The sequence below is a fragment of the Xenorhabdus budapestensis genome (genome assembly GCF_002632465.1).
GTDB classification, from domain to species: domain Bacteria; phylum Pseudomonadota; class Gammaproteobacteria; order Enterobacterales; family Enterobacteriaceae; genus Xenorhabdus; species Xenorhabdus budapestensis.
This window is the reverse complement of record NZ_NIBS01000042.1, coordinates 1-9,937: the sequence shown is the minus strand read 5'-3', so window position 1 is coordinate 9,937 and position 9,937 is coordinate 1. Positions and strand designations below refer to the sequence as shown.

14 protein-coding genes are annotated in these 9,937 nt (G+C 48.7%); 1 reads left to right on the top strand and 13 read right to left on the bottom strand.

Going from position 1 to position 9,937, the window contains the following annotated elements; translation table 11 throughout:
- The 8 genes from Xbud_RS17980 to Xbud_RS17945 all read right to left on the bottom strand — a co-directional run.
- Window positions 1-471, bottom strand: a 471-nt coding sequence (locus tag Xbud_RS17980) for an integrating conjugative element protein (RefSeq protein WP_099137397.1), incomplete at its 3' end; no start/stop codon positions are given.
- The gene (locus tag Xbud_RS17975) at window positions 447-1,148 is read right to left on the bottom strand and encodes a TIGR03759 family integrating conjugative element protein (RefSeq protein WP_099137396.1); all 702 of its coding nucleotides are present in this window, start codon (window positions 1,146-1,148) and stop codon (window positions 447-449) included. The genes Xbud_RS17980 and Xbud_RS17975, both read right to left, overlap by 25 nt.
- Entirely contained in the window at window positions 1,148-1,693 is a 546-nt protein-coding gene (pilL2, locus tag Xbud_RS17970) for a PFGI-1 class ICE element type IV pilus protein PilL2 (protein ID WP_099137395.1), read from the bottom strand. The genes Xbud_RS17975 and pilL2 overlap by 1 nt, the downstream gene beginning before the upstream one ends.
- A 143-nt stretch (window positions 1,694-1,836) precedes the next feature.
- Window positions 1,837-2,124, bottom strand: coding sequence for a helix-turn-helix domain-containing protein (locus tag Xbud_RS17965; protein WP_099137394.1), 288 nt, complete (start codon window positions 2,122-2,124; stop codon window positions 1,837-1,839).
- A 331-nt stretch (window positions 2,125-2,455) separates the two neighbouring features.
- On the bottom strand, window positions 2,456-2,923 hold the full coding sequence (gene tenpIN, locus Xbud_RS17960; RefSeq protein ID WP_099137393.1) for a type III toxin-antitoxin system TenpIN family toxin: 468 nt from the start codon (window positions 2,921-2,923) through the stop codon (window positions 2,456-2,458).
- A gap of 761 nt (window positions 2,924-3,684) precedes the next feature.
- Window positions 3,685-4,197, bottom strand: coding sequence for a single-stranded DNA-binding protein (gene ssb / locus Xbud_RS17955; RefSeq protein WP_099137392.1), 513 nt, complete (start codon window positions 4,195-4,197; stop codon window positions 3,685-3,687).
- A 16-nt stretch (window positions 4,198-4,213) separates the two neighbouring features.
- The gene (locus Xbud_RS17950; protein WP_099137391.1) at window positions 4,214-4,423 is read right to left on the bottom strand and encodes a hypothetical protein; all 210 of its coding nucleotides are present in this window, start codon (window positions 4,421-4,423) and stop codon (window positions 4,214-4,216) included.
- Window positions 4,424-4,496: 73 nt separating this feature from the next.
- Window positions 4,497-4,961 carry an STY4534 family ICE replication protein gene (locus tag Xbud_RS17945; protein WP_099137390.1) on the bottom strand — a complete coding sequence of 155 codons (465 nt, stop codon included), beginning with the start codon at window positions 4,959-4,961 and terminating at the stop codon, window positions 4,497-4,499.
- A gap of 31 nt (window positions 4,962-4,992) precedes the next feature.
- On the opposite strand from Xbud_RS17945, the gene Xbud_RS19670 reads away from it, so the two are divergent.
- On the top strand, window positions 4,993-5,238 hold the full coding sequence (locus Xbud_RS19670) for a hypothetical protein (RefSeq protein WP_145956665.1): 246 nt from the start codon (window positions 4,993-4,995) through the stop codon (window positions 5,236-5,238).
- Between the two features lie 36 nt (window positions 5,239-5,274).
- Here Xbud_RS19670 and Xbud_RS17940 read toward each other — a convergent pair whose 3' ends face one another.
- The 5 genes from Xbud_RS17940 to Xbud_RS17920 all read right to left on the bottom strand — a co-directional run.
- Window positions 5,275-7,281: a DNA topoisomerase III gene (locus tag Xbud_RS17940; protein ID WP_099137389.1), complete on the bottom strand. Its 2,007-nt coding sequence runs from the start codon at window positions 7,279-7,281 to the stop codon at window positions 5,275-5,277.
- A gap of 13 nt (window positions 7,282-7,294) precedes the next feature.
- Complete coding sequence (locus Xbud_RS17935; protein WP_099137388.1) at window positions 7,295-8,008, bottom strand: PFL_4669 family integrating conjugative element protein; 714 nt, start codon at window positions 8,006-8,008, stop codon at window positions 7,295-7,297.
- Window positions 8,009-8,050: 42 nt separating this feature from the next.
- Complete coding sequence (locus tag Xbud_RS17930) at window positions 8,051-8,410, bottom strand: hypothetical protein (protein ID WP_099137387.1); 360 nt, start codon at window positions 8,408-8,410, stop codon at window positions 8,051-8,053.
- Window positions 8,394-9,617 carry an STY4528 family pathogenicity island replication protein gene (locus Xbud_RS17925; RefSeq protein WP_099137386.1) on the bottom strand — a complete coding sequence of 408 codons (1,224 nt, stop codon included), beginning with the start codon at window positions 9,615-9,617 and terminating at the stop codon, window positions 8,394-8,396. The genes Xbud_RS17930 and Xbud_RS17925 overlap by 17 nt, the downstream gene beginning before the upstream one ends.
- Before the next feature lie 108 nt (window positions 9,618-9,725).
- Window positions 9,726-9,937 (bottom strand): ParE family toxin-like protein (locus Xbud_RS17920; RefSeq protein WP_099137385.1); only part of this gene is annotated, 212 nt, incomplete at its 5' end.

Here is a 9,937-nt window from a genome sequence, read left to right as displayed (position 1 = left end):
GCGAGCCAATTCCGAACCGGAAGCAGGCGATAACAAGACATCCGGCGCTAATGCCCGCAGTGACTGTAAGCCTGCCATTTCACTGACATTGACGACCAGTCCAACAGCGTGCAGTATCTTCAGTCGTGTTGTATTCTGGCTTAACCACCGACGTGAATCAGCGTCATCACCAATCAGAAATAACGCGCCAATTCCCGGCAATTGCAGTGAGCGGTTGACCACTTTTCCCGGTGTCAGTTCCGGTGTGTTAACCGGCAGCATGGCCGCTTCACCCGCCACTTCTGGCGAGAAAGGGTGTGGCTGTGCAGAACGATAATTCGGCTGGGCATTAATGCTTTCATAAAAAGGCGAGGCATCTTTACCACCCAAATCGGCAATCACGTTCAGTTCGGCATGGCAGGGAGTCATCCATAACAGACCGATAATGGGAAATACGTTCAGCCGTTTCATGGTAATGACGTGACCTGCCATCCTTGTTCCCCTTGTCGCAATAATACCGGCATCAATCCTTTACCAAACCGGAACCAGTATCCCGCATCATGATTCAGCGTGATGTGTCGGTTACGGACCTGTTCAAGGGGAATGTGATGCGTTTTAGCCCACTGCCGTAAGATGTCATCATTACGTTGACTGTCGACCAGATAGATATCCACCGGCTGCTTTGCCGCCAGGACTTCAGTCAAGCGGGTGTCACATTGCGGGCAATCTTTGGTTCTGACAAACAGCGCCAGCCGACCGTTTGCTTCATGCGATTTTTCCATATTGACCGGCAAAACATCCGGAAACAGCCGCTGCCAGGCAGCATTCACTTCCCGCTGGAAACGCAGCTCTTTATCGGTACGGGCAAACTCCGCCCTGACCCACTGTTCAGCATAACGACGGCGTTCGACATCGCTTTCGGCTTCAATACCTAATGCGGTCAACGGATCAAGCCCCGGCGACCGGATACCCCGTGGCCCGTTCATCAGGTGCTGATAACGCTGGTATTCATCGGCACTTAACTTCCACTGTTCAGCCTGACTTTTCAGGGCGTGCTGCTGGCTTTCTGTCGATTGTGTCTGCTGTGAAACTAACGGTGTCGGTGTGGCTGCCCAGACCGAATTGCTCAGCAGTAACCACATCAATAGACCGGATCGGTGCGATGTCATCAACGCTCTCCTTCCTGCTGGGCTTGTTTAGCCGGAGCCGGGTGCTGATAACCCTGTCGCAAATGGTGACACACCACACGCAGCACCTCATCCACTTCCAGTTGCCAGGCCGGACCTGCCATCACCTGCAACGCAGTGCGTAACCGGACAGGGCCTAACTGAGCGTGCACTGACGGCAGCGGCTGACGATATAAGATGGCATTGGTTTTTTCCGGCGTACATAACGAATAGCCCGATTGACGCAATACGTAACGCATGGCATCAGCAACAGTAGGTTTCTGGGAAGCAGAGATATGGATATCAATCAATTGGGAAAGCGGGTCACGTTGTGCCTCTGTCGGGTCGGTACTCACCAGTAAATAACGCCCGTAGCGGACAATTTCAGGCATTGGCTGATAAATATCCGGTGAAACAGACTGGATGTTTTGTGTCAGCGTGACGGAAGAAAAACTATTTTGGGAAGGCTGAGGTAGCGGTTGTTTTACGGGAGCCGTGCATCCCGTCAGTATGACCGCCATTAAGCCGATTAACGCGTTTATTTTCATGCCAAATAGGTTCCTGCTCAGTCGTAAAATAATCCTGACTATGCAAGGAACCCGGTGATGTATTCAATGAATAACTCAACTGTGTTTGCTGGAAATTCACATGCCGAAAAAGGTATTATCACATTATTGTTTATATCAGCGCGTTATTCAGCCACTGGCTGGCTTTCATCAAACGGCTGACGTATTTTTCGTTCAATAAAATTGCCGTAATCATCGAAATAACGGCTGGGCCAGATTTCAGCGGGTTCCATTCCCAAACGGGTGGCGATGATCAGTTCTCCTTTAGGCCATGAACGAGACAGAGTATTTGCCAGAGTGGAAGAACTGAGTCCCGATTCGCGGGATAAAGCGGCGAGTGTGGTACCCCGTTTGCGTAATGCACAAATAATTTCGGCTGGGTGCCAGTCTTTCTGAGTGTGAATCATCGTCATACCTGCTTCCCCTTCTGTAGATTATTGGTGGTAGTTCAGACAGGGTTAGCAATACCGGAGTTATCAGCCGGCGAGACCGAAGTCTCCCCTGCCTGAACCGCCATAGAAGGGACGATAACAGGCACACTGGTAGAAACTTCCTACCAGTGGATAACTTACGGGGTTGCTAATCCCCGACTATCGGATTTTGCCGATAGCTTTTTTACTTTAACCGATTGTGTTACCGAATTCAATAATTGAACATGTAAGTTTAACCCGTAAATTAAACTGTTTGAGTTACTGCTATAGCTCAAATAGAATATAGAACAATAATAAAGTGCTTATAATATACTCATATACCTAACTGGTTATGGTAATTTTGAAGCGTCGTAAAACGATATTCCAGGCTGTTAAGAACATGTTTATCCCTTTTTTTAACTGCTTTAATATATTTTTCTACGTACTTTTCAAATTTTTTTTTGATGAAAAATTCTTTTCCCTGAATATTTTTATGTTGCTCTGGCGGGATCAAAAATATTTCATCAGAAATATATTTTGGATTAATGATTAATAACGCTTTCGAGTAATCTAATCCTTTCCCTTTAATCCCTTTCTGGTTAGACTTTTGAGTAATATATGCTGCGTTATGTTTAATTGAAGTTCTAAGTGGAATTGCAAAAGTTAATTGGTTGATGTTAATTACAACAATACCATGTCCGCGAGTTTTACCGGGCGTCCACTTTCCATCTTCATTATCAAGCGCTTGTATAAGATGAGAGTTCTCATCATAGAAGGCTTGATCTAATTTTCTTAATTTCATCCTGATTACTTTTGTCTGGAACAAAAAAAACCCCAGTTCAGGGGCTTTTTCTGGCAGTTAATTCTGTTTGGAGGCTTCTGTTTTTTACGTGGGGTTCTCCTACCACCACTGTACTTCTGTTTGGAGGCTTCTGTTTTTTACGTGGGACTCTCCTATCGCCACAAACTGCACTTATATAATACTGCCGATAGATGTTATTGTCAATATGATCATTTTCTTAGCAATCAGAATGAAGATTTAACCTTCACAAACGCAATAAAATCACATAACATATTGATTTAAATAAATTAATACAAAATTCATTGGGGTTATTTGTTATGATTACCATTTTGAGCATTTGTAGTGATTAATTTAGACTCTAAATTGCCCCCTTCATTCTCTTTTTTTTATTTTGATCACAAGTCCAACTATTCCTTTCAGATATAAGAGATAATTTTAATTTTTTTCAGCATCATACCTCATATATGGATTTAGATTATCCATAGCTAACAGGAGAGCACACACAAATTAGAATATATTTTTTATAAGTATCTAAATAAAAGGGCCACATCTAAAAATATTGAGCACTTAAAACAAATTGGTAATGACTTCAAGAGGGATAATAAAGTCACCATTATTACAGAGCATAATAGATTTTATGAATACGCTAAAAAACACAATCTATATACCAAAATGTAATATCATAAAAAGTAATGTTTTTTTAACTAAAAAAATAATAAGCCCTGCAATAACAGGGCGATTTGTTAACTATAAGAAAACACTCAAAACGGAATCTCCGAATCCCAATCATCGTTCTCTTCTTCCGGTAAAACAAAAGGTTGTGCTGCTTGCGTTTTTTTTCTCTCCTTACTGGTGGGTTTAGAAGGCGGTTGCTGCTGTGCGGGCTGATGCCCAGCTTGTTGTACCGTCGTATTCTTTGTATCGCCACGGCTGCCCAACATCTGCATCGTGCCATTCACATTCACCACCACTTCGGTTGAATAGCGATCCTGTCCCTGATTATCCTGCCACTTGCGGGTTTGTAACTGGCCTTCAATGTAAACCTGAGTCCCTTTTTGCAGGTACTCCGCCGCGATTTCCGCTAATTTGCCGAAGATCACCACCCGGTGCCATTCGGTTTTTTCCCGAGTTTCGCCGGTTTGTTTATCCCGCCAACTGTCTGACGTCGCCAGCGACAGCATTGTCACTGTGCCACCCGTAGGCAAGTAGCGGATTTCCGGATCTTGCCCCAGATGCCCCAGTAAAATGACCTTGTTTACTCCCCGTGAAGACATACCCATTTCCTCTCTGTTACGATGACTGACGTTGTGTCCACTGCCCCTGCTTCAGGGCAAACTCCACCTGTTCTCGGCTGGCAAAATATTCCATAGACTCACGGGAGCAGGGCACGCCGCCCTCTATCGTGCCGATATAAAAGCCTGCACGGGTTTGCAACACCGTTAACGGTAATTGCTTATGACAATATTGCAGTGCCAGAATTCCAATGGGTGCGATATTCATCTCTGTATCCTGTTGTCTTTGATAATAAAGGGACTGCCCTGAAAACATTCAGGGCAAGTCAGTGGAATAAATATCAGAATGAATTCTCTGCATATTCGGTTTGCGCGACACCGTTTTGTGGTGGCGTCGAATCGGATTGTTCGGCCTGATAGACTTTGTCCTGACCAATTTTAATCCAGTCCACTTTGATCAAACGGGCTTTCAGGCTGACGCGCTGTTCACCGGCGTGCTCCCCGCGTTTCAGGGTAAAAATATCGGTGGATGGGTTGCTTAAGGTAAATCCTAACAGCACTTTTTTGTCCTCATCTACCGATTTCTGGCAACGGGCGATCAGACTGGTCGCCTCCTTGCCGACCACAGTAATATCAAAACGCACATAGACCGGATTATCACTGGGGCCATTTAACGCATTGATCACGCAGCTCAGGAACGTACCATTGGCAGTGCTGACATGGCGGATATTATTCAAATAGCCGAGTCCCTTAATATTCAGATTGAAATAGTCATTTTTGGTTAACGAAGTTGTGTTCTCAGACATACGATTTTCTCCATGGAGGTAACAATAAGGAATGACGGAGAAAACCCTACTCCCTGACGGGAATGGTTTTTCCCGCCGGGCGTCAGACATATACGTTGCTGACGTTCTGATAAAGAATAATGAACCTTCATTGCCGTTGGATCGGCAATATCTGCTTTCAAAGGTGAGCAGATGTACCGCAGTCACGCGCTCCCTTTCAGGCTACGGGAGTTTTACAGCCACCCAAAGGCGATCGTTGCAGGCTCACCGATCATTTAAGAAACAGGTTGATTCTTAAAGCATCCTGTCTGAACGTCAATCAACAATCAGATCGTCAAACTTTCTGATTTGCCCGCCTGACCTTGCGCGATTGTGTTACCGCTTTGTCATTCAGCATCCCTTTACAGCCCGGGTAGTTCACACAGCCCCAGAATAGCGAAGTTTTTCCCTGCCGCTGCCGCATCCGGCCGCCACAGTTCGGGCAGTCCGGAGTTTTCGGTAACGTCAGGTGTAACGGTTGGGTCTTTCCGCGTTCGACTAAATGCAAAATCCATTGCATTTGTTTCTGCATAAAAACATCCAGCGATGTTTTGCCCTGCGCAATATCCTCCAGCAACTGCTCCCATAACGCAGTCATGCCCGGACTGGTCAATACTTCCGGTAACCCGGCAATCAGTTCCCGTGCCAGTGGCGTTGACTGAATCGCTTTCTTTTTCCGCTCAATCAGCTGGCGTTTAAACAAGGTGTCCAGAATGCCGGCACGGGTCGCTTCCGTACCCAACCCGGCACTTTCTCGCAAGACTTGTTTCAGTTGTGGATCACTGACCAGACTGGCGGCATTTTTCATCGCGGCAATCAGCGTACCTTCAGTAAACGGTGTCGGCGGTTTGGTGTGGAGTGACTGAATTTTTGCCTCAATAATCTGACAGAAATCGCCCTGATTAAGGGTCGGTAACGGTAAATCAGCTTCCTGCTCTTCTTCCTTCTCATGCTCTCCCGTTCCATCTGCAAACAGCGCTTTCCAGCCCGTAACCACATTAACCCGACCTTTTACCCGGAATAACTGCCCGCCGATCTCCAGTGTTACCTCAGTCACATCGGTTTCCTGAGCAGGCAGAAACTGCGCCAGATAGTACTGACGGATAAGCTGATAAACCTTTAGCTCATCGGTCGTTAAGCGGCTGATATCAAAAGCATGACGCGTGGGAATAATGGCAGGGTGGGCCGTAATTTTTTTGTCATTCCAGATGCGGGAAACACGTTGTTTATCCAACTGGCCAATAATGGTATCCATAGCCGGGTCGGTTCGCGCCAGTGCTGTCAGCACGGCAGGAATATCTGCCTGCATGGACACAGGCAGATAGCCGCAATCCGTGCGCGGGTAAGTCGTGGCTTTATGGGTTTCATACAGAGACTGGGCAATCGCCAGCACCTGGCTCGCCCCCATGCCCCACAAACGGGAAGCAGCCTGCTGGAGTGTGCCTAAATCAAAACACAGCGGGGGCGGGGTTTTCTCCCGTTTTTTGCTGGCTTCCATCACGGTGGCGTGTGTTGCCTGCTGACAACGTTGCTGCACGCCCTGCGCCACAGCCTCCCGGATACAGCGGTTCTCATCATCACAATCATTTTCTGAAGGCAACCATTTAGCCTGAAAGCGGACAGTGCCTTTTTCCAGCTTCGCCAGAACCTGCCAGTACGGTTTTGGCACAAACTGACTGATGGCCTTATCCCGGTTCACCACCAGTGCCAGTGTCGGAGTCTGCACCCGCCCGATGGACAACACCTCACCAAAGCCCAGTGCCTGTGCTTTCAGAGTATACAGGCGGGTCAGGTTGATGCCCGTCAGCCAGTCGGCCCGTGCCCGCCCCAGTCCGGCCTGATAGAGTGCTGCCGTCTGCTCACCCGGCAAGATTGCCGCCAGCGCCTGCCGGATGCTGGCTTCATCCAGGGCCGACAGCCACAGCCGCCTGACCGTGCCGGTGAAACGGCAATATTCCAGCAGCTCACGGGCAATCACTTCGCCTTCACGGTCGGCATCGGTGGCAATAATCACCTCATCCACCTGTTTCAATAACTGCTGGATAACGGCAAATTGGTCAGCGGTCTCTTTTTTTACCGACCATTGCCATTGAGCGGGCAGCACCGGCAATACATCCATGCGCCACGGCGGAGCAAACTGCTCGCCATAGTGTTCGGGCGCGGCTATCTCCAGTAAATGCCCGATGGCCCAGGTGACAATGATACGGGCACTGAAGAGAAATCCCTGCCCGCGCTGTCTTACCCCCAGGACTTTGGCAATGTCTTTGGCCTGAGAGGGCTTTTCACACAGATAAAACTGCATCGCATCCCCTCCATTAATTTGGTTCAACCGAACGTAAAGGTGAAGAGAAAACCGAACGCAACTTGCCTGACAAAATATCGGGATGGGGTTCACCCAGCAGTTTAATCGCCTCAAGCCCGGCCGGCGTTTTTTCCGCAATATCATGCCGGGTGACCGCCAGTGAACGGTAGGAACGTACCATGCCGTAAATCTGACGAATGGCACGGCTGCCATTGTGCAGAAAGGCATCACGCTCTGCCCGTGAAATCAGCCCATAATGGAAAACCTGAAACGTTTTCATCGCCAGCTGGTCATAGCCAACCAGCAGCCAGACACAGCGATAGCCCAACGGGGAGTGGCTGTAGACGCCGATATTCAGCGGTTCTACAGAGGATACTGAGGACAAGGTGATCTGCTGCGGTACCGCATTCAGGATATCCTGCAACGTGGCAAGACTCTGCTGGAGATTGGCGGAAGCTGTGTCCAGCGCGTGTTCCAGTTTCACCAGCCAGGCATCGGCATACGGGTTATCCGCTGCCGAATCCACGCTGATATTACCGGCACGCTTAATCACCTGTGGCATCCCGAGAATGCCTGAAAATTTTCGTGGATTACTGATCTCTTCCCGTCTGCGCCCTGCCCACAGCCGGATCGCATAGTGAGTATGCAGTTCAATCGTTAATGAGGAGGTTAAAACCCCAGCGCGTAAACGCGGCTGAGATGCGGTTTTTTCTTCTGCATCAGACATGCACAAAAACTCCTGTTTGGCCTTGATAAGTCAGTCAAACTATTAAGGCAAAGGAGGCGGTGACTCAATGGATAACCAGTTATGGAAAAAAGAAAAATGATGGGTTTTGTTCATTGTCAGAAGTGATGATTTTTTAGTCTTGTGTGCCACGGGCACACCCGTATGGTTTTTAATCACCATTGACTCAGACAACACCGCAGGGTTTTCCATCTTCATTGCGCGGGCCAAAACAGTCTGTTTTTTAATCTTGTGTGCCACGGGCACACCCGTATAGTTTTTAATCACCATTGACTCAGACAACACCGCAGAGTTTTTCGTCTTCATTGCGCGGGCCAAAACAGTCTGTTTTTTAGCCTTGTGTGCCACGGGCACAGTCGTCTGCTTTTCAATCAATATTATCATGATGGTATTTCGCCATTGTCAGTCGCTGACGAATATCTTTCACCACACTGCGCACATGGGCTTGTGAGGAAGGTGAAGCAGGCCGCTCAACAGGTTGAGTAAACTCAACCGATGTCTTCGCAGGGGCAGGCGTGGTAGCCGCAGTTTCAGCCTGCCCGTATAATTTTCCGTCCCGTGCCCGTTTCATCATCGTCAGCAGCCAGCCGACCGGATTGCCGATTTTGCCAGCCCGTAACGCCTTGTCCAGACAGCTCAGTACGGTCTGCGCCTGTTCAGCGGGCAGTGCCTGCAACTGGCTGGTCAGCATCGTCACATCATCCGGCTCCAGTTGTCGGCACAGCCCTTCCGGCAGAAAAAACGCGGATTGCGGATCCACGTATGTTTTTTTATTCACACGCTGTGTGAAAGAACGTACATAACAGTTCGGTTTAGTGGAACCCCGATAAGACGTTGATTTCAGACTGAGTTCGGCATCCGAATTCAGTGTATTCTGCCCCTTTGGAAGACTGGGTTCGGTTTCCGAACCCGGCTTAATTTCCCTGAGTTCGGTTTGCTGTTTGCCTGGTTGAGGCGACTGACGCATCACCCTTTGCTGCGGTGTCTGCACCGCATTCAGCCTCTCTTCCAGCAAATGAATATGACTGTGGCGATGGCGCATCAGCGGGTCTTCTTTGATATCAGTCAGCACATCCCGGGCTGTCTGGCTGATAGTCCGGTTTTTACTGCGACACGCTTCCGCCACGGTATCCAGCCAGTGCGGATCGAGCATTTCGGCATCACGGCAGGTCAGCGGCTCATCGTGTTGCGCATAGATATTACCCCGCACCCGCCCGTGCTCATCCCGGATACGTTTGCATAAACTCAGCCAGCCGGTTATTCGCAGCATCAGTAACACCCGGCTGACCGTTTCCCGGGATGCCTTGCCTTTGTAGGGGGATGCCAGCAACACCTGCAATTCGTCATAGCTGGGAAACACCGCGCCTTCATTATTCAACGCATACAGACGGATCATCATCCAGCCGGTTTTATCCAGCGGCGACAGACGATCATCCAGTAACAGGCGGCGGGGATAGGCATCCTGAATATTGCCCATAAACAACAGACCACTGCGAAGCTGTGAAACGTCATCGTCTGAATGTTGTTCCAGACGTATTTTCATCCTGGCAATTGTGTGTGCAATTATACTGTCTGCTGACAGGTTTATCATGAGCCCGTATCTCCGGCTTTTGCCTTTCCATTTAATCGGTAAAAATAATGTCAGGGCTGCATCCTGTTGCCTTGAACAGGATGCAGAATGACACCACTTCAGGACTGACTATTTACGAATTTCATTGTTGTAACGTTCATGGAGCATCAGCTCCCACGATTGGCCGTCATCCCGGCTTAACAACCGCCAGAACAACCCCACATTGATTTTCAGATACCCGTTGCCTTTTTCTTTCAGCCGGACGTAATTGCGCTCGCCCCGCTGGTAACACCGCACCTGATGTTGCGCCTTGCGACGCAGTGACAGCGGTGTCGTTGCGG

What these genes read in the sequence shown, in the direction of transcription:
- Xbud_RS17930 (WP_099137387.1), bottom strand. Translation starts at nt 8,410, where the DNA reads ATGATAATATTGATTGAAAAGCAGACGACTGTGCCCGTGGCACACAAG.
- Xbud_RS17945 (WP_099137390.1), bottom strand. Translation starts at nt 4,961, where the DNA reads ATGTCTGAGAACACAACTTCGTTAACCAAAAATGACTATTTCAATCTG.
- pilL2 (WP_099137395.1), bottom strand. Translation starts at nt 1,693, where the DNA reads ATGAAAATAAACGCGTTAATCGGCTTAATGGCGGTCATACTGACGGGA.
- tenpIN (WP_099137393.1), bottom strand. Translation starts at nt 2,923, where the DNA reads ATGAAATTAAGAAAATTAGATCAAGCCTTCTATGATGAGAACTCTCAT.
- ssb (WP_099137392.1), bottom strand. Translation starts at nt 4,197, where the DNA reads ATGTCTTCACGGGGAGTAAACAAGGTCATTTTACTGGGGCATCTGGGG.
- Xbud_RS19670 (WP_145956665.1), top strand. Translation starts at nt 4,993, where the DNA reads ATGACGGAGAAAACCCTACTCCCTGACGGGAATGGTTTTTCCCGCCGG.
- Xbud_RS17925 (WP_099137386.1), bottom strand. Translation starts at nt 9,617, where the DNA reads ATGATAAACCTGTCAGCAGACAGTATAATTGCACACACAATTGCCAGG.
- Xbud_RS17935 (WP_099137388.1), bottom strand. Translation starts at nt 8,008, where the DNA reads ATGTCTGATGCAGAAGAAAAAACCGCATCTCAGCCGCGTTTACGCGCT.
- Xbud_RS17940 (WP_099137389.1), bottom strand. Translation starts at nt 7,281, where the DNA reads ATGCAGTTTTATCTGTGTGAAAAGCCCTCTCAGGCCAAAGACATTGCC.
- Xbud_RS17950 (WP_099137391.1), bottom strand. Translation starts at nt 4,423, where the DNA reads ATGAATATCGCACCCATTGGAATTCTGGCACTGCAATATTGTCATAAG.
- Xbud_RS17975 (WP_099137396.1), bottom strand. Translation starts at nt 1,148, where the DNA reads ATGACATCGCACCGATCCGGTCTATTGATGTGGTTACTGCTGAGCAAT.
- Xbud_RS17965 (WP_099137394.1), bottom strand. Translation starts at nt 2,124, where the DNA reads ATGACGATGATTCACACTCAGAAAGACTGGCACCCAGCCGAAATTATT.